At 69.5% G+C, this 18,198-nt stretch carries 16 protein-coding genes; 2 read left to right on the top strand and 14 right to left on the bottom strand.

The annotated features are described in order from the left end of the window. Window positions 1-25 precede the first annotated feature (25 nt). Window positions 26-1,054 (top strand): AraC family transcriptional regulator, encoded by a 1,029-nt coding sequence (locus I6I07_RS23645; RefSeq protein WP_232625706.1) that lies wholly within the window; start codon window positions 26-28, stop codon window positions 1,052-1,054. A gap of 22 nt (window positions 1,055-1,076) precedes the next feature. Here I6I07_RS23645 and I6I07_RS23640 read toward each other — a convergent pair whose 3' ends face one another. The 11 genes from I6I07_RS23640 to I6I07_RS23590 form a co-directional block, all read right to left on the bottom strand. Next, window positions 1,077-1,703 (bottom strand): dihydrofolate reductase family protein, encoded by a 627-nt coding sequence (locus I6I07_RS23640; protein ID WP_198483958.1) that lies wholly within the window; start codon window positions 1,701-1,703, stop codon window positions 1,077-1,079. 144 nt (window positions 1,704-1,847) lie between these two features. Next, window positions 1,848-2,696, bottom strand: coding sequence for a metal ABC transporter permease (locus I6I07_RS23635; RefSeq protein WP_198483957.1), 849 nt, complete (start codon window positions 2,694-2,696; stop codon window positions 1,848-1,850). Continuing rightward, complete coding sequence (locus I6I07_RS23630) at window positions 2,693-3,550, bottom strand: metal ABC transporter permease (RefSeq protein WP_198483956.1); 858 nt, start codon at window positions 3,548-3,550, stop codon at window positions 2,693-2,695. The genes I6I07_RS23635 and I6I07_RS23630 overlap by 4 nt, the downstream gene beginning before the upstream one ends. Then, window positions 3,543-4,436 carry a manganese/iron ABC transporter ATP-binding protein gene (locus I6I07_RS23625; protein WP_198483955.1) on the bottom strand — a complete coding sequence of 298 codons (894 nt, stop codon included), beginning with the start codon at window positions 4,434-4,436 and terminating at the stop codon, window positions 3,543-3,545. The genes I6I07_RS23630 and I6I07_RS23625 overlap by 8 nt, the downstream gene beginning before the upstream one ends. Next, window positions 4,433-5,371, bottom strand: a complete 939-nt coding sequence (locus I6I07_RS23620) for a metal ABC transporter substrate-binding protein (RefSeq protein WP_198483954.1) — start codon at window positions 5,369-5,371, stop codon at window positions 4,433-4,435. The genes I6I07_RS23625 and I6I07_RS23620 overlap by 4 nt, the downstream gene beginning before the upstream one ends. A gap of 258 nt (window positions 5,372-5,629) precedes the next feature. Beyond that, window positions 5,630-7,303, bottom strand: coding sequence for an NAD(P)/FAD-dependent oxidoreductase (locus I6I07_RS23615; protein WP_198483953.1), 1,674 nt, complete (start codon window positions 7,301-7,303; stop codon window positions 5,630-5,632). 107 nt (window positions 7,304-7,410) lie between these two features. Further along, window positions 7,411-9,390, bottom strand: coding sequence for a family 2A encapsulin nanocompartment cargo protein cysteine desulfurase (locus tag I6I07_RS23610; RefSeq protein WP_198483952.1), 1,980 nt, complete (start codon window positions 9,388-9,390; stop codon window positions 7,411-7,413). 8 nt (window positions 9,391-9,398) lie between these two features. Continuing rightward, on the bottom strand, window positions 9,399-10,331 hold the full coding sequence (locus I6I07_RS23605; protein WP_043775745.1) for a family 2A encapsulin nanocompartment shell protein: 933 nt from the start codon (window positions 10,329-10,331) through the stop codon (window positions 9,399-9,401). 76 nt (window positions 10,332-10,407) lie between these two features. Then, on the bottom strand, window positions 10,408-11,337 hold the full coding sequence (gene epsC, locus I6I07_RS23600; RefSeq protein WP_054488103.1) for a serine O-acetyltransferase EpsC: 930 nt from the start codon (window positions 11,335-11,337) through the stop codon (window positions 10,408-10,410). A 1-nt stretch (window position 11,338) separates the two neighbouring features. Further along, window positions 11,339-11,833 (bottom strand): rhodanese-like domain-containing protein, encoded by a 495-nt coding sequence (locus I6I07_RS23595; RefSeq protein WP_198483951.1) that lies wholly within the window; start codon window positions 11,831-11,833, stop codon window positions 11,339-11,341. 144 nt (window positions 11,834-11,977) lie between these two features. Continuing rightward, window positions 11,978-13,102 carry an agmatine deiminase family protein gene (locus I6I07_RS23590; RefSeq protein ID WP_198483950.1) on the bottom strand — a complete coding sequence of 375 codons (1,125 nt, stop codon included), beginning with the start codon at window positions 13,100-13,102 and terminating at the stop codon, window positions 11,978-11,980. Between the two features lie 130 nt (window positions 13,103-13,232). On the opposite strand from I6I07_RS23590, the gene I6I07_RS23585 reads away from it, so the two are divergent. Continuing rightward, window positions 13,233-14,105: a LysR family transcriptional regulator gene (locus I6I07_RS23585; protein WP_198483949.1), complete on the top strand. Its 873-nt coding sequence runs from the start codon at window positions 13,233-13,235 to the stop codon at window positions 14,103-14,105. Window positions 14,106-14,129: 24 nt separating this feature from the next. Here the strand turns inward: I6I07_RS23585 and I6I07_RS23580 are convergent, their stop codons facing one another. The 3 genes from I6I07_RS23580 to I6I07_RS23570 all read right to left on the bottom strand — a co-directional run bounded on the left by I6I07_RS23580 (window position 14,130) and on the right by I6I07_RS23570 (window position 18,150). Then, window positions 14,130-16,547, bottom strand: a complete 2,418-nt coding sequence (locus I6I07_RS23580) for a TonB-dependent siderophore receptor (protein ID WP_420094596.1) — start codon at window positions 16,545-16,547, stop codon at window positions 14,130-14,132. Window positions 16,548-16,673: 126 nt separating this feature from the next. Then, complete coding sequence (locus I6I07_RS23575) at window positions 16,674-17,660, bottom strand: FecR family protein (RefSeq protein ID WP_198483948.1); 987 nt, start codon at window positions 17,658-17,660, stop codon at window positions 16,674-16,676. Then, window positions 17,647-18,150 (bottom strand): sigma-70 family RNA polymerase sigma factor, encoded by a 504-nt coding sequence (locus I6I07_RS23570; RefSeq protein WP_054430671.1) that lies wholly within the window; start codon window positions 18,148-18,150, stop codon window positions 17,647-17,649. The genes I6I07_RS23575 and I6I07_RS23570 overlap by 14 nt, the downstream gene beginning before the upstream one ends. Window positions 18,151-18,198 lie beyond the last annotated feature (48 nt).

The following is an 18,198-nucleotide window of genomic DNA, read 5'->3' as shown; positions in this document are numbered from 1 at the left end:
TTGTTCATTGCCTAAAAATATTGAAATGGCAATTTCCAGGCAGACCAAGAAAAGTGCCGTCCCCCCGCCGCCGCCGGTTTCCGGTGATCCCCTGGCTTGCGATGGCCCGCAGGCGGACGATCCGCAGGCGCGGGTGCGCCAGCGCACGGTCGCCCTGCTGCAGGCGCTGGCGCCCGACGAGGGCTACAACCTGACGGCGCTGCCGGACGTGCGCCTGCTGCGCTCGAACCGACCGCTGAAGTCCGTGCCGGTGCTGTACGACCCCGGCATCGTGATCGTGTGCCAGGGCCGCAAGCGCGGCCACTTCGGCGGCGCCACCTATCTTTACGATGCGCGCCACTGCCTGGTGGTCTCGGTGCCCGTGCCCTTCACGATGGAAACCGACGCCAGCGAGCAGGAGCCGCTCTTGGCCGTCTACATGCACCTGGATTTCAAGCTGGCGGCCGATCTGATGCTGCAGATCGACCAGCTGGGCGGCGTCGCGGCGGCCGAGCCCAAGGGCATGATGTCCAGCCCGATGAGTCCGCGCCTGTCCGAGTCGGTGCTGCGGTTCCTCGAGGCGATGAGCCGCCCGATGGAAGCGCGGATCCTTGGCCCGTCGCTGGTGCGCGAGATCTACTTCCAGATCCTGACCGGCGACCAGGGCCCGTCGATGCGCGCGGCCCTGTCCATGCAGGGGCATTTCGGCAAGGTGACGCGGGCGCTGCGGCGCATCCATGCGGCCTACCCGCAGGACCTGGACGTCGACCAGCTGGCGCGCGAGGCCGGCATGAGCGTGCCGGCGTTCCACGTGCACTTCAAGGCGGTCACGCAGACCTCGCCGATGCAGTACCTGAAGTCCACCCGCCTGCACCAGGCGCGGCTGCTGATGGTGCGCAACGGGCTCACCGCCGCGGCGGCCAGCGCGGCGGTCGGCTACGACAGCCCGTCGCAGTTCAGCCGCGAGTTCAAGCGCGTCTTCGGCCGCAGCCCGGTCGAGGAAGTGAAGCGCATGAAGGCCGAGTTCGCCGTGCCGCCGGCCTTCGCCGCGTCGAGCTACGTGTCATCGCACTGAGGCGCGGCCCGATGGCGGCGGTTCATTCGCCGTCTTCGAACGACCCCGTGCGCACCTCGCCGCCGCGCAGATAGCGGCTGACCAGCACGCCGCCCGGCGTGGCGTCGACCCGCTCCAGCGTGAAGGCGCGCGCCTGCGCATCGTCGCCGAACACGCGCTTGCCGGTCCCCAGCATGACCGGATAGACCAACAGGGACAGATCGTCCACCAGATCCGCCGCCAGCAGCTGGCGCACCATGTCGCCGCTGCCGAACGTCAGCAGATCCGCCCCGCCCTGGCGCTTGAGCGCGCGCACCGCCTCGGCCAGGTCGCCGGACAGCGCCCGGCTGCCCTGCCAGGACAGGCCGTCGGGCCGGTGCGTGGCCACGTGCTTGGGCGCGCTGTTCAGGCGGTCCGTCAGCGGGCGGCTGCCCGAGCCGGCCGGCACGTGGGGCCAGTAGCCCGCGAAGATGTCGTAGGTGCGCCGGCCCAGCAGCAGTTCGAACGGCGCCGCCATCAGGTCGCGCACGTGCCTGCCGATGGCGTCGTCGGCATAGGGCACGGTCCAGCCGCCCAGCCGGAAGCCGCCGGACGGGTCTTCATTCGGCCCGCCGGGGGCCTGCACCACGCCGTCCAGGCTGGTGAAGAGGGAAACGATGAGTTTGCGCATGCCGTTCTCCTGGAGAGGGGATCGGGAGGACCCCTGGCACTACGACGAACGAGCCGGGTGCACATCGACAGGGTCGACGCAATAAATGTCCTCGAACCGTCTGGCCCGGCGTCCGCTGCTGGATGCCGGGCCAGACGCGGCGCGTCAACCCGGATGCGGCTGATGCCCGCCCCGCGCGCCTTGCCCGCGGGTGCCGATCAGCGCCAGGATGAACACGGCGGCCAACACCACGACGATGGTCGGGGCCGGCGCGCTGTCGAGGAAGAAGCTGAGGTAGGTCCCGGCCAGGCAGGCCGCGAGCGACACGGCGACCGCGACCCACAGCATGGCGCTGAAACGCCGCGTGAGCAGGAAGGCGATCGCGCCCGGGCCGATCAGCAGCCCGATCACCAGGATGATGCCGACCGCCTTGAGCGCGCCCACGACGGTCAGCGAAAGCAGGATCAACAGGCCGTAGTGCAAGCCGCGGACGGGCAGCCCGACCACGCGCGCCTGCCCGGGATCGAACGCGTGCAGCAGGAAGTCGCGCCACTTCAGGCCGATGACGGCGACCACCAGCAGCGCGATGACACCGCTCTGGAGCAGATCGCGCGGGTTCGCGCCCAGCAGGTCGCCAAACAGGATGTGGTTCAGGTGCAGATCGGATTTGACCGCGACGTGCAGCACCACCCCCAGCCCGAACAGGCTCGAGAACACCACGCCCATGATCGTGTCCTGCTTGAGGCGGCTGTGCGCCCGGATGAAGCCGGTCCCCAGGGCGCAGACCAGGCCGGCCACGACCGCGCCGATCTCCAGCGGAATCCCGGCGACGTAGGCGAGCACCACGCCCGGCAGCACCGCGTGGGAAATGGCATCGCCCATCAGCGCCAGGCCCTTCAGGACCAGCAGGCACGAGAGGATCGCCGTCGGCACCGCCACCACGACGGCGATCAGCAGGGCCTCGCGCATGAAATCGAACTGCAGCGGCAGGAAAAGGGATTCCAGGATAGTCATGCGTCGGCCCTCGCCGCCTTGATGCGCCGGCGCGCGGCCAGCAACCCGTGCTTGGGCGCGCAGACAAGGGCGAGCAGGAACGCCAGGGCCTGCAGCACCACGATGACCCCGCCGGTGGCGCCATCCAGGAAGTAGCTCAGGTAGGCCCCGACGCCGCTGCTGGCCGCGCCCAGCGCGACGCTGATGGCCAGCAGGCGGCCGAACCGGTCCGTCAGCAGGTAGGCGGTGGCGCCGGGCGTGATGACCATGGCCACCACCAGCAGCCCTCCTACCGTCTGCATGGCCGCGACCGTGCAGGCCGCCAGCAGGACGAAGAACAACCCCTTGGTGAGCGCGGGATCGATGCCCACCGAGCGCGCATGATGCGCGTCGAAGAGCGTGATCATCAGGGCCTTCCAGCGCAACAGCAGCACCAGCAGCGACACGCCGCCGATGGCCAGCAGTTGTACCGTGTCGGCCGGGGTGATCGCCAGGATGTTGCCCAGGATGATGGTCTGGATGCTGACCGATGCCGTGGACAGCGAGACCATGAACAAGCCCAGGCCGAAGAAGGCGGAGAACACGACGCCGATGACGACGTCCTCTTTCAGCCGGGTGCGCTGGTTCAGCAGCAGCATGGCGCCGGCGGCCAGCAACCCCGAGACAAACGCGCCCGCCGAGAAGGACAGGCCGAGCAGGTAGGCGCCCGCCACGCCCGGCACGATGGCATGCGCCAGCGCGTCGCCGACCAGCGACCAGCCCTTGAGCATGAGGTAGGCGGACAGGAAGCCGCAGAGCGCCCCGACGACCGCGGACACCCAGATGGCGTTGATCATGTAGCCGTAGCCGAACGGTTCGGTGAGCCAGTCAAGCATGGTCCGCTTCTCCGTGTCCGTCGCGCGATTCCCGCGCTGTCGCCACGTCGCCGTAGAACACCAGCGGACGCTCGTCGTCGGAGAAGATGCCCACGTCCCGGCCGGGCTGGTCGTCCGTGTCGGGCAGCAGGAAATGCCGCAGCATGCCGCCGAACGTGGCCTGCAGGTTGGCGCGGGTGAACACCTGGGCCATCGGACCGAAGGCCAGCACCTCGCGCTTGATGAGCACCGCGCGGTCGCAGAACTCGGGCACGCTGCCCAGGTTGTGGGTGGACACCAGGATCACGCGCCCTTCGTCGCGCAACTGGCCCAGCAGCGCGATGATCACGTCCTCGGTGGTGACGTCGACGCCGGTGAAGGGTTCGTCCAGCAGGATGACGCGGGCATCCTGCGCCAGCGCGCGGGCCAGGAACACACGCTTGCGCTGACCGCCCGAGAGTTCGCCGATCTGCCGGCGGCGCAAGGCATCCATGCCGACCCGCGTCAAGGCCAGATCCACGGCCTGGCGGTCCGCCGGGCGCGGCCGGCGCAGCCAGCCCATGTGGCCGTAGCGGCCCATCATCACGACATCCTCGACCAGCAGCGGGAAGTCCCAATCGACCTCTTCGCTCTGCGGCACGTAGGCGATCCACTTGCGGCGCAGCGCGGCGCGCGCCGGCAGGCCGAGCACGGTGACCTGGCCGCGCGCCAGCCGCACGATCCCCATGATGGCCTTGAACAGCGTCGACTTGCCGCTGCCGTTCAGGCCCACCAGCGCCGTGATGGTGCCGGCCGGCGTGTCGAAGCTGGCGTTGCGCAACGCGACATGGCCATTGCGATAGACGACGGTGGCATCGTCCACCTGGATGCCGGGCGCGGCGCCGCCCTCGCCTTCCGGCGCCCTCACGGCTCCAGCCCCTTGGCGATGGTCTCGGTGGTGACGCGCAACAGGTCCAGATAGGTCGGCACCGGCCCGCTGGGGCCGCTGAGCGAATCGACATACAGCACGCCGCCGTAGCGGGCGCCGGTCTCCTGCGCGACCTGGCGGGCGGGATTGGCGGACACCGTGCTTTCGCTGAAGATCGCCGGGACGCGGTTGGCCTTCATCAGGTCCACCACGCGGCGCACCTGCTGCGGCGTGCCCTGTTGATCGGCGTTGATCGGCCAGAGATACAGCTCGCGCAGGTCGAGATCCCGCGCCAGATAGCTGAACGCGCCCTCGCTGGTCGCCAGCCAGCGCCGCTCGGGGGGAATGGCCCGCAGGCGCTGGTGCAAGGGGCCGATCGCCTCCTGGATGCGCGCCTTGTAGGCCGCCGCGTTGGCGCGGTAGGTTTCGGCGTTGGCCGGGTCGTACCGGACCAGCGCATCGCGGATGTTGTCCACGTAGATCAGCGCGTTGGCGGGCGACATCCAGGCATGCGGGTTGGGCTTACCCTCATAGGGGCCGTCGCCGATGCCGATTGGTTCGATGCCGCGCGTCACCACGACGCCGGGCACGTTCTTGAGCCGATGGAAAAAGCGCTCGAACCATTGCTCCAGGTTCAGCCCGTTCCAGAGGATCAATTGCGCGCCCTGGGCCCGCGCCAAGTCTCCGGGCGTCGGCTGGTATTCATGGATTTCGGCCCCGGGCCGGGTCACGGACTCGACCGTGGCGGCATCGCCAGCCACGTTGCGCGCCATGTCCGCGATGACGGTGAACGTCGTCACCACCTTGAATTTCTCGGCCGCCTGCGCGGGCAGGCAGAGCGCGGCGAGTGTCAGCGCGAGCCCCGCGGCGAGCGTGGCGCGGGCGGTGCGGCGGCGACGGCCCGCGACTGCGAGGGCATCGAACAATGACGGCATGGCAACTTCCTCCGGGATGCATGACGACGCCTTGCGAATCCCGCGCGCGGGCCGCGTCAGGCGCAAGGACGTCAACAGGAGGGGCAGTCGCGGTATCGCATGGATGCCATCTGGAGGTGCCGGAGATCAGCGCAATAATATAACAACTATTCCCGGCGAACGGACAGGCGCGACCACCGCCGTGGCGTCTGCCCGCCGGTCAAACAGTCCCGGAAGTGGTTCTGTGCGCTGCCGGGGCGCCGACGGCCCGGGCGCGGATCAATAATCGTCGCTGGCGCCGCGGCGGTTGCCGCCGGTGATGCCGGGTTTGCCCAGCGCGTGCAGCGCGACGGCTTCGGCCACCTTCATGCCGTCGATGGCGGCGGACATGATGCCGCCGGCGTAGCCTGCGCCCTCGCCCGCCGGGAACAGGCCGTCGGTGTTCATGCTCTGGAAGTCGTCGCGGCGCGTGATGCGCAGTGGCGATGAGGTGCGGGTCTCGACCCCGGTGAGCACCGCGTCATGCATCGAGAAACCCTTGATCTGGCGCTCGAACGCCGGCAGCGCCTCGCGGATGGCGGCAATCGCGTAGTCCGGCAGGCTGGACGACAGGTCGGTCAGCGTGACGCCCGGCTTGTACGACGGCGTGACGCTGCCCAGCGCGGTCGAGGGCCGGCCGGCGAGGAAGTCGCCCACCAGTTGCGCCGGCGCGCTGTAGTCGCCGCCGCCCAGCTCGTAGGCGCGCGCCTCCCAGTGACGCTGGAAGTCGAGCCCGGCCAGGGGCGACTGCTCGATGCCGGGGAAGTCCTTGGGCTCGATGCCCACTACGATCCCGGCGTTGGCATTGCGTTCGTTGCGCGAGTACTGGCTCATGCCGTTGGTGACCACGCCGCCCGGCTCCGAGGCGGCCGCCACCACGGTGCCGCCCGGGCACATGCAGAAGCTGTAGACCGCGCGGCCGTTGCCGGCGTGATGCACCAGCTTGTAGTCGGCCGCGCCCAGCACCGGATGGCCGGCGCTGGGGCCGAAGCGGGCCCGGTCGATCACGGATTGCGGATGTTCGATCCGGAATCCCAGCGAGAACGGCTTGGGTTCCATGAACACGCCGCGCGCATGCAGCATGCGGAAGGTGTCGCGGGCGCTGTGGCCCACCGCCAGCACCACGTGGCTGGCGGCGATGAATTCCCCGCCCGCCAGGCGCACGCCGCGCACCCGGCCGTCCTCGATCTCGATGTCGTCGACGCGGCTCTCGAAGCGGAACTCGCCGCCCAGGGAAGCGATCTGCGCGCGCATCTGCTCGATCATCTTCACCAGGCGGAAGGTGCCGATGTGCGGCTTGCTGACGTACAGGATCTCTGGCGGCGCATCGGCGGCGACGAACTCCTGCAGCACCTTGCGGCCGTAGTGCTTGGGGTCCTTGACCTGGGTCGAGAGCTTGCCGTCGGAGAACGTGCCCGCCCCGCCCTCGCCGAACTGCACGTTCGACTCGGGCTGCAGGGTGTTCTTGCGCCACAGCCCCCAGGTGTCCTTGGTGCGTTCGCGCACCACCCGGCCGCGTTCCAGGATGATCGGCCGGAAACCCATCTGCGCCAGGATCAGCGCGGCGAACAGGCCGCACGGGCCGAAGCCGATCACCACCGGGCGGCTGCCTTCGGGCAGGTCCGCCGGCGCCTGGCCGACGTACTGGTATTCCATGGGGGGCGTGGGCGCGACGGTGCGCAGGCCCGCGAGCCGCTTGAGGACGGCGGCCTCGTCGGCCACTTCGACATCGATGGAATAGGTCAGCGTGATCGCGCTGCGCTTGCGGGCGTCGTAGCTTCGGCGAAAGATGGTGAGCGCGAGCAAGGCTTGCGGGGCGATGCCCAGGCGGCTACAGGCCGCGTCGCGCAGGGTGTCGTCGATGTCGTCCTGGGAGGTCGACAGGGGCAGGATGATTTCGGTCAGGCGCAACATGAGGCAGGGGAACCGTGTCAGGGTTCAAGGGCTCGTAAAACGCGTATTAGAACACGCGCACGGCCCCGCCCCGCGCCCCATGCCGCGCCGTCCGGGCGGGTCCGCGCTCAGCCGCCGCGGCGGACCGACGCCAGCCGTTGCACCACGTCCAGCAGGCGGTCGATCTCCTCGTAGGTGTTGTAGAACGCCAGCGATGGCCGCACCGTGGTTTCCACCCCGAAGCGGCGCAGGATCGGCTGGGCGCAATGGTGCCCGGTGCGCACCGCGATGCCCTCCTCGTTCAACGCCTGGCCGACCTCCTCGGTGCTGTAGCCGTCCAGCACGAAGGACATGACGCTGGCCTTGTCCGCCGCCGTGCCGATCAGCCGTACGCCCGGGATGGCGCCCAGCCCGCGCATGCCATGGACCAGCAGGTCATGCTCGTAGCGGCCGATGTTCTCGATGCCCAGGCGCGTCACGTAGTCCAGCGCCGCGCCCAGCCCGACCGCATCGGCGATATTGCCGGTGCCGGCCTCGAACTTGTTGGGTATGGGCTGGAACACCGTCTTTTCGAAGGTCACGTCGGCGATCATGTTGCCGCCGCCTTGCCAGGGCGGCATGTCTTCGAGCACCTCGCGCCGGCCCCAGACCACGCCGATGCCGGTGGGCCCGAAGATCTTGTGGCCGGAAAACACGAAGAAGTCCGCGCCCAGCGCCTGCACGTCCACCCGCAGGTGCGACACCGACTGCGCGCCGTCCACCAGCACGCGGGCGCCGGCCCGGTGCGCCAGCTCGATGATGCGAGCGACCGGCGTGACGGTGCCGAGCGCGTTCGACACCTGGGTCACCGCGACGATGCGGGTGCGGTCGTTGAGCAGCTTCTGGTATTCATCCAGCAGGATCTGACCGCTGTCGTCCACCGGAATCACGCGCAACCGCGCGCCCTTGGCCGCGGCCAGCTGCTGCCAGGGCACGATGTTGGCGTGGTGCTCGAGGTTGGAGACGATGATCTCGTCGCCCTCGCCCACGTGCTGCGCGCCCCAGCTCTTGGCCACCAGGTTGATGGCCTCGGTGGTGCCGCGCACGAAGATCACCTCGTTGACGTCGGGCGCGTTGATGAAGCGCCGGACCCGCTCGCGCGCGCCCTCGTAGGCGTCGGTGGCGCGCGCCGCCAGCTCGTGCGCGGCGCGATGGATGTTGGAGTTCTCGTGGGCGTAGAAATACGCGATCCGGTCGATCACGCTCTGCGGCTTGTGGGTGGTGGCGGCATTGTCGAACCACACCAGCGGGCGGCCGTTGACGCGTTCCCGCAGCACGGGGAAGTCGCGCCGCACCGCGTGCACGTCGAACGGCGGATGGGCATCGGCGCCGGCATGCGGCGCGGTCCGCGCCTGGGGATGCGCGGGCGTGACGTAGCCGCTGGGCAGCACCACCGCGTCGACGAAGTAATAGCGCGGGTCCGGCGAGGCCGCGGCCGCCGCCGGCGGGGCCGGCGCCGCGGGAGTGGCGGCCTGGGCGGGCACGGCCAGCCCGGCCAGGTCGTCGCTGACCGCCGTGGCGCCCAGCACCGTGCCCGGCCGCGCCGGATGACCCTGCCCGTCCTCCAGGAAATAGTAGGGGATGGACTTCCCTGCCCCGGCGTCGGGCCGGGCCGTCGCTGCACCGGGCGCGATCCCGGTGGCGCCCGCGCCGAAGCGCGGCTCGTAGGCCGGCACCGCCGTCACCACGTTGTCGGGCAGGCCGTTGCCCGCCTGGGCGTGCGGCAGCAGCGCCGGCGCGCGGTGCGCCAGCGAGGGCAAGGGCGCTGGCGAGGCTGGCGCCAGGTTGGCGCCCGGCGCCAGCCCCTGCGGGATCGGCGTGCCGGGCACGCCCGGGCCCAGTCCCGCGGGGCTGACCAGCGGCGAGCCGGGCGGCGCGACGTTGACCGGAGCCTGCACCCCGGGCGGGACCGCCGCCGGCAGGTCGGCTGGCGCCGGCCGTCCCGGCAACGCCGTGAAGAAGGCATTGGCCAGACGCGCCAGCACGTCCGGATCGATGGGCGCTTCCGGCGCGCCCGGCACGCCGCCGGCCAGGGCGGCGAAGCTTGGAGAGGAATCGGCGACAGCCATCGTGCGGCCTATTTGTAGGTGTCGGGATAGTCGTGGTACTTGCCGATCTCGACATCGTCGAGCACCGCCAGCGCGTCGTCGGCCAGCAGCGCCAGCGAGCAGTACAGCGAGATCAGGTAGGACGCGATGGCATGGTTGTTGATTCCCATGAAACGCACCGACAGGCCCGGGCTCTGTTCGCCCGGCAGGCCCGGCTGGTACAGGCCGACCACGCCCTGGCGCTTGTCGCCCACGCGCAGCAGCAGGATCTTGGTCTTGCCATCGGCCACCGGCACCTTGTTGGACGGAATCAGGGGAATGCCGCGCCAGGTGATGAACTGCGAGCCGAACAGGCTGACCGTCGGCGGCGGCGTGCCGCGCCGCGTGGCTTCGCGGCCGAAGGCGGCGATGGCCAGCGGATGCGTCAGGAAGAAAGCTGGCTCCTTCCAGACCTTGGTCAGCAGCTCATCCAGGTCGTCGGGCGTGGGCGCGCCGGTCAGCGGGAAGATGCGCTGCTCCTCCGTCACCTGCGACAACAGGCCGTAATCGGGATTGTTGATGAGTTCGCTTTCCTGGTTTTCCTTGATGGTCTCGATGGTCAGGCGCAGCTGTTCCTTGATCTGGTCGTGCGGGCTGCTGTAGAGGTCGGAGATGCGGGTGTGCACATCCAGCACGGTGCTGACGGCGTTCAGGAAATACTCGCGCGGCTGCTCCTCGTACTCGACGAAGGTGCGCGGCAGCTGGTTCTCGGCTTCGCGCGCGGTGCACGTCACCTTGATGTTTTCGGGATTCTTGACCTTGTTCAGGCGGTAGATGCCCGCTTCGACCGGCGCCCATTGCAGCAAATGCGTCAGCCAGCGCGGGCTGATGGTGGCAAGTTGGGGTACGGTCTTGGTCGCATTGGCCAACTGCCTTGCGCCGTTGTCGCCCAATGCGACGGTCCCGCCTACGGTGGCACTCATTGAAATCTCCGAAGTGAACAAACACGCAAACAACACAGACAAAAAGAAAGGGCCGAAGCCCCTGGGGAAATAGCGGTCAGGCGGCGCGCTCGCGCTGGCGCGCCTGGCCGGCGTCGGCCTGCGGCGTGCTGCGCGGGCCGGCCTGCGTGACGGTGGCGCCGGGCGCCACGTCGCTGGTGATCCAGACGTTGCCGCCGATCACTGCGCCGCGGCCCAGCGTCACGCGGCCCAGGATGGTGGCGCCGGCGTAGATGACGACCTCGTCTTCCACGATCGGATGGCGCGCCAGGCCTTTTTCCAGGTTGCCGTCGGCGTCGGTGGTGAAGCGCTTGGCGCCCAGCGTCACCGCCTGGTAGATGCGCACGCCGCGGCCGATGCGGGCGGTCTCGCCGATGACGACGCCGGTGCCATGGTCGATGAAGCAGCCCGGGCCGATCTGGGCGCCGGGGTGGATGTCGATGCCGGTTTCGCCATGGGCGATCTCGGCCGCGATGCGCGCCAGCAGCGGCAGGTCCAGCAGGTACAGCTGGTGCGCCAGGCGATGGTGGATCAGGGCGTGGATGCCGGGATAGCAGAGCAGCACCTCGTCCACGCTGCGCGCCGCCGGATCGCCGTGATAGGCCGCCAGCACGTCGCTGTCGAGCAGCCGCCGCACGTCCGGGAGCGCGGCGGCGAACCGGCGCACGATCGCGGCGGCGTGTTCATCGACGCCGGCGTCGGCGGGCGCGTGACGCCGCAGCTCCAGCCGCGCCTGTTCCAGCAGGCTGCGCAGGGCCGCGTCCAGCGTGTAGCCGACGTAGAAATTCTCGCTTTCGTGGCGCATGTCCACCGGCCCCAGGCGCATGGGGAAAAGCGCGCGCTTGAACTTGTCGAAGATGTCGGCCAGCGCTTCGCGCGACGGAAACTCGCGTTCGCCTGGCTCGCGGGCGCGCTGTTGCGAGGTGCGCCATTGGGCGCGGATGCCGTCCAGGGCGCGCACCACGCCCTCCAGATCGAAGGCCGCCATGTCAGTCCTGCACCCAGGGCAGGCCGCGATGGCGCCAGCCATCGCTCAGGCCGCGGTGCTGGTTGGCGTCGAGCTCGCCCTCGAAGCCTTCGAAGACATTGAAGACCGCCGCGAAGCCCGCCTTGGCGGCCGCCTCCGCGGCCAGCGCCGAGCGCTTGCCGCTGCGGCACAGCAGCAGCACCACGGCGTCCTTGCCGCCGGCGCTGGCCACCTTGGCCTCCAGTTCGCGCACGAAACGCGGGTTGCGGGTCAGGCTGGTGCCGGTGGCCCAGGGCACATGCACCGTGCCGGGGATGTGGCCGACGAATTTGCGTTCTTCCGCCGAGCGCACGTCCACCAGCACCGCGTCGCCGTTCTGCGCCAGCGTCCAGGCGTCGGCGGGCGCGACGCCGCCCGCGTAGGGAAGATGCTGGCCCAGCGCCGCGGCGCGCGCCTGCTCCAGGATGGCAGGCAGGATCCGTTCGGTAACGGCGGCTTCGGCGGTGTCGTAGCTCATGGCGCAAGGGCCTCCAGGCTGGCCGCCAGAACAGGTGGCGGCGGAACCCACAATCTAGGCCCAAAGCGGCGAAATCCAAATGAATTAAAAGTCGGAAATTAACAACCGCGAGTTGTGTAGCGGCCGCGCGGTGGCGAAGGCGTTTCAAACCGCCGGCAACTGATGCGTCACGCAGTGGATCCCGCCGCCGCCCGAAGCAATCGCGTCGATGTCCAGCTGCACCACGTCGCGGCCGGGATACAAGGCGCGCAGCAGGTCGCGCGCCTTGCCATCGGCGCGGGCATCGCCGAACTCGGGCGCGATCACGGCGCCGTTGATGACGAAGTAGTTGATGTAGCCGGCGGCGAAATCGTCGTTGTCTTCCTGGTAGACGCTGGCCCGGGGACGGCGCGGCGGCGACAGCGTGTGCAGCTGCAGCCGGTTGCCGTCGGCGTCGGTGGCGGACCGCAGGATCTCCAGGTGCGCGCGCGTCAGGTCGTAGTCGTGCGAATCCGGATCTTCCTCCAGGTTGGCGACCACCACGCCGGGCCGCGCGAAGCGGGCGTAGAAGTCGACGTGGGCGTCGGTGATGTCCTTGCCCTTGATGCCCGGCAGCCAGATGATCTTGCGCAGCCCCAGGCAGAACTTCAACTCTTCCTCGACCTCGGCGCGGCTCCAGCCCGGATTGCGGTTGTCGTTGACCCAGCAGCTTTCGGTCATGATGCCGGTGCCGCGGCCGTCCACCTCGATGCCGCCGCCCTCGCCCACCAGCTCGCTGCGCACGTGGCGCGCGCCAGCCACCTTGGCCACCCGTTCGGCCAGCAAGGCATCGGCCTGGTGTTGCTGCTTGTCGCCCCAGCCGTTGAAATTGAAATCCATCGCGGTCAGGCCGCCCTGCCCGGTCACCAGGAAGTTGGCGCCGATGTCGCGCATCCAGATGTCGTCGAGCTCGGCCGCCAGATAGGTGACGTTGGCGTCGCCGCAGTGGCGCCGGGCCAGCGCCGTCTCGGCCTCGCGGCAGAACACGGTGACGGGCTGGTAGCGCGCGATGGCGCGCGCGATGCGTCCCTGCGCGGCCTGCACATCGGGCGTGAAGTCCTTCCAGATCGCCGGCTGCGCGCCGAAGGCGATGAAGGCGCGGGCCTGCCGATCGGCTTCGTCGGGCATGCGCCACTGTCCGCCGGCGCCCGCCCGCGCGGGGCCCGCGGCCAACCCGAAGCCGGCGGCGGCAAGCGCCCGGCCCGCGGCGAGCGCGGAAAGCTGTTTGACGAAAAGGCGGCGGGTAAACATAAGCAAATCCAATCAGTGTGAAAACGAGGGGAAAATCGGGCCTGCGACCCATGAATGCATCGTAGAGCGCGCCGGACACCGCCAACAAGCGATATATTTAGCGGACATCTGATTAGATTTACTTATCAATATGCTCAAACAATGGCCCCCGCTGAACGTGTTGCGCGGCTTCGAGGCCGCCGCCCGCCTGGGCAGTTTCCACAAGGCTGCTGACGAGCTGCACCTGACTCAGTCGGCCATCAGCCAGCAGATCCGCAGCCTGGAAACCTACCTGGAACAACCGCTGTTCCTGCGCCAGGGACGCAGCGTGACGCTCACCGACGCCGGCGCCGACCTGCTCGGCACCACCCAGGCGATGCTGCTGCAACTGGCGACGGGCATCCGCCGCCTGGACCAGTACCGCAAGCCGAACCAGCTGATCGTCAACACCAGCCCGGCGTTCGCGCGCCATTGGCTGGTGCCGCGCCTGCACACGTTCCACGCGCGCCATCCCGAGGTCGACCTGTGGCTCTACACCAGCGACCCGGCGCCGGACATGGCCACGCAGACCATCGATATCGCGCTGCGCGACGATATCGGCCCGCAGGCCGATTGCGATTTCCGCTTGCTGTGCGAGGACCGGCTGTTCGCCGCCTGCCATCCGCGCCTGCTGGCGACCGATCCGGCGCAACGCACCACGCTGCATGGCGAGCGCGAGATGGACTGGAGCTATTGGCGCATGCAGGGCGGCGCCGATGTGGGCCAGCGTGACAGCGGCCTGAACTTCTCGGATCCGGGGCAGTTGCTGGACGCCGCGAGCCAGGGGCTGGGCATCGGCCTGGTGGCGGCGCTGCTGGCGCAGCGCGCCTGCGCGGAAGGACTGCTCGCGCCGATGACGCCGCAGACCGTGCGCGGCCCGACCTGGCGCTGGCTGGTGCACCGCGACAGCCACCATGCGCTGGCCGCGGGTTTTTGCGCCTGGTTGTGCGAGAACCTGGAGGTGGACTGGCAGCCCTGGCGCTGAGCGCCGCGCCAGGGCCGTCGACGCCTACCAGCGATGCTGGTACGTCAGGGTCAGCACCGTGCCCGGGGCCGGCAGGCGGCTGGTATTGGTGCTGGTGCGCATCAGCTGGCTGTAGAGCGGGTAATAGTCCCGGTTGAACAGGTTCTCGACCCCGACGATCAGCGTGTCCTTCGGCGTGACCTGGTAGCGGCTCATCAGGTCCACCGTGAAGTAGCTGCCGACATCGCGACGGCCAAAGCCTTCGACGCCGTCCAGCCGGTAGTCCTTGCCGCCGAAGTAGTTGGCCTGGATGCGGTTGTTCCAGCGCTCGTTCGGGCGGTACTGCAGGTACGCCGTGAGCTTGAGCGGCGGGATGCGGTAGCCGGTCATGTCGCGCCATGGGCCGTTGTCGGGCCGTTCGCGCCCCTTCATCCACGTGAACGTGCCGCCCGTGCCCCACTTCTCGTCGTCGGTCAGGTAGTCCACCGTCGCCTCGATGCCGTGGATGCGCTCTTCGGTGCGGGTCAGGATCAGGCCGTTGTTGAAGCTCTGCACGTCGCCCAGCTTGGAGGTGGTGTAGAACAGCGCCAGCGACGCGGTCGTGTTACCCACCCCGCCGCGCCAGCCCAGCTCGTAGTTGTTGGTCTTGACCGGCTGCAGGTCCGACGAGCCGATATCGAAGCCCGGCCGCGCGTTGCGCATCTGCACGCCGATGTCCGGCAGCTGGAAGCCCTGGCTGAAGTTGGCGTACAGCTCCTGGCCGCGGATCGGCGCATAGGTCAGGCCGGCGTTGAACAGGAAGGCGTCGTAGCTGACCGAGCCGCCCTGCACCGAGGCCGGCGCCGCCACCCGCGACTGCGACAGCGGCACGAAGTCGCCGAAGCGCGCCGTGGCGTACTCATAGCGCGCCCCGCCCTGCACCGACCATTGCTCGTTGAAGCGGTGTTCCAGCTGGCCGAAGATGCCGGTGCTGCGCGAGGTCAGCTCGGGCATGTAGGTCAGGCGGCCGGTCTTGCGGAACACCCGGCCGCCGCTGGCGTCGTAGGCGGCCGCGTCGAACACGTCGATCGGCATGTCGCTGCGTTCCTGGTTGAAGTCCATGCCCCACAGCAGCTTCGATTGCTCGCCCAGCGGCGTGTCGATGGTGAGACGGCTGCCGAACACCTTGCTGTTCTGCATGACCTGATCGACGTTGCCGCCGCGCGTGACCACCGCGCGCGCGTCGAACGGCGTGAAGCGCGTGTAGTAGTCGCGGTAGTACATCTGCGCCGTGACCTTGCTGCCCAGCAGGTCCAGGTGCTGGTATTCCAGGTTCACCAGCGTGTTGCGGATCTGGTTCTGGTCCGCCAGGTCCAGGCCGCTCAGCGGCAGCGCGCGCGCCGTGCCGGGCGGCAGCCGGCCGACCGAGGGATCGGAGGTGTAATTGGAGTTCTGGTCGGCGTTGTAGTAGCTGGCCGACAGCTGCAGGCGCTGCTTGTCATCCAGCCGCAGCCCGAGCTTGCCGCCCAGGCTGTAGATGTTCGAATCGAACAGGTCGCCCTGGCTGGGCTCGGGCGCGATGCGGCGGCCGCGCGCGTCGTACGAGGCGCCGTTGTGGCGCGCGCCCAGGTCCAGCGCGTAGTCCAGCATGCCCTGGCTGCCGGCGAAATGCTGCTGCAGCTGCCCGCCCAGGCCGTCGCCGCTCAGCCGGCTCAGGGGGCTGACGGCGGTCACGGTGGTCTCGGCCACCGGTTCGCCGCCGGCCGGCCGCGTGGTGATCGAGACGATGCCGCCGGTGGCCCCGGCGCCGTAGATCGAGCTGCTGCCGCGCAGCACCTCGACGCGCTCGATGGTGGCCGGGTCGACGTTGGCCAGGTTGCGCGATGAATCACGGTTGGTGTTCAGCGGAATGCCGTCCACCAGCACCAGCACGCCGCGTCCGCGCAGCGTCTGGCCGTAGTCGGTCATGGTGCGGCTGGAATCGGCCATGCCCGGCACGGTCTTGGCCAGCACGGTGGCCAGGCTGTCCGAGCCGGTGCGCAGTTCCTGCAAGGCGTCGCGCTCCAGCACGATGGTCTGCTGCACCGGGCTGACCAGGTTGCTGGCCGTGCGCGAGGCGCTGACCTCGATCGGCGCCAGCACGGTGGCGCCGCTGGCGGCGGCCTCGGGTTCGATGATGGTGGCCGTGCCCTCCTGCCGCAACCGCAGCGGCTTGCCCTGCAGCAGCGCGGCCAGCGCCTGTTGCGGCGTCATGGATCCGGACAGCGCCGGCGCCTGCATGCCGGCCACGGTCTGGGGCGCATAGAAGATCTGCAGCCCATGCGTCTCGGCCAGCCGCTTGAGCGCCTGGTCGAGCGACTGCGCCGGCATGTCGATGACGACGGGCGCCGTCATCTGGGCGCTGGCCATCCCCGGGCCGAACGCCAGCAATGCCGCCATCGCGGCCATCGTCAGGCGCGCACCCACCGGCGCGCCTTGTCCCATTTTCTTGTGAACCACAGCTTCTGCTCCTGATCCGCTCTCGATAGGCCCCATGCCCCACGGAATCAAGAAGAAGACGCAATACGGCGAAAAAACCTGAATGTCCGGGCCAACTATTTTGTAACAGCGTCAGCGCGCCGAGATTTCGCTGCGGCCGTCGGGCAGCTGGCGCACCCGCACCGGCAGGATGTGCGGCAAGGCTGTCAGGAAGGCGTCGGTGTCGCGGGTCTGGAACACGCTGGTCACGGTCAGATGCTCGACGCCCGGCCCCAGCACGATCGGCTGCTGGCGATAACGCGACACTTCCCGCGCCGCGCTGGCCAGGTCGGTATTGCTGAAGCGGATCTGGCCGCCGCGCCAGGCCAGCGTCGCGGCCACGTCGACGGGCTCGGCCCGGTCGGCCTGCCCCGCCGCGCCGATACGCACGCCCTGCCCGGCCGTGACCGGCACGGCCGCCGCGTCGTGCGCGCCGGCCACCTTGACCGAGCCCGACTCCACCAGCACCCGCACCTGCTCCGCGTCGCGGCGCACGTCGAAGCGCGTGCCGGTCACGGTCGCGGTGCCCAGGCCGGCGTCCACCACGAACGGGCGGCCGGCGTTCTTCTCGACCGAGAACAGCGCCTCGCCCGCCACCAGCAGCACGCGCCGCTCGGCGTCGTCGAAGCGCACGCGGATATGGCTGTTGCTATTCAATTCGGCGCGGGAACCATCGGGCAGCGCCACGCTGCGCAGTTCGCCAACCTGTGTCTGGTATTCGGTCCAGCCCGCGCCGCGCGGCCACAGCGTCCAGCCGCCGACGGCGAGGATCGCGGCGCCCAGGCTCAAGGCCAGCGCGGCTCGCCGTCCGGAATGGGCCGCGCGGCGCGGCGCTTCGGCCAGGGCGCGCAGGCGCTCGGGCGCGACGGCGTCCGCGGCCTGCCAGATCGATTCCAGCAGGCGGTACTCATAGGCGTGACGCGGATCGGCCGCCAGCCAGGCGGCGCGCGCCTGTTCCTGCGCGGCGTCCCACTCGCCGGAATGGGCACGCGCGAACCACCGCGCCGCCTCGGCGCGGATGGCATCGGCGCCGGCCTCGCGGCCGGCCTGCCCGGGCGATGCGGCGTCAGTTGGGCGCATAAGCCCCCAGCCGCTCGCGCAGATGCAACGCGGTGCGAATCATGTATTTCTCGACCATGTTCTTGCTCAATCCCATGCGTTCGGCGATCTCGGCCTGCGTCAGGCCTTCCAGCCGCTGCCAGACGAACACCTGGCGGCACTTGAGCGGCAGTTCCGCCAGCGCCGCTTCCAGCGCCTGGCCCAGCTGGCCGGTGCGCGCCTGGGCCATCGGGTCGCCCAGCGGGCTGGCGTGGTCGGCAATGGTATCAAGCGGCACCCATTCCTGCCCGCCGTCGCGGCGGAACTGGTCGACGGCCGCGTTGCGCGCGGCCTGGTGCAGGTAGGCGCGCGGCTGCGCCACCTGCGCCGGGTCCGTTTCCAGGCATTTGACCAGCGCGTCGTGGGCCAGGTCGCGCGCGGCGTCGCGGCAGCCCAGCTTCCGGGTCCAGACCGCGAGCAGTTCTTCGTAATAGGCCAGGAAGCCGGATGGGCGGGACGAACGCAATGACATGGCGCGCAATCGATAGAGTCAGGCATGATAATGGTTTCCATTTTCATA

Source organism: Achromobacter deleyi, from assembly GCF_016127315.1.
GTDB lineage: Bacteria > Pseudomonadota > Gammaproteobacteria > Burkholderiales > Burkholderiaceae_B > Achromobacter > Achromobacter insuavis_A.
Note: the sequence above shows the minus strand (reverse complement) of the source record. Positions and strands in the feature narration are given on the sequence as shown.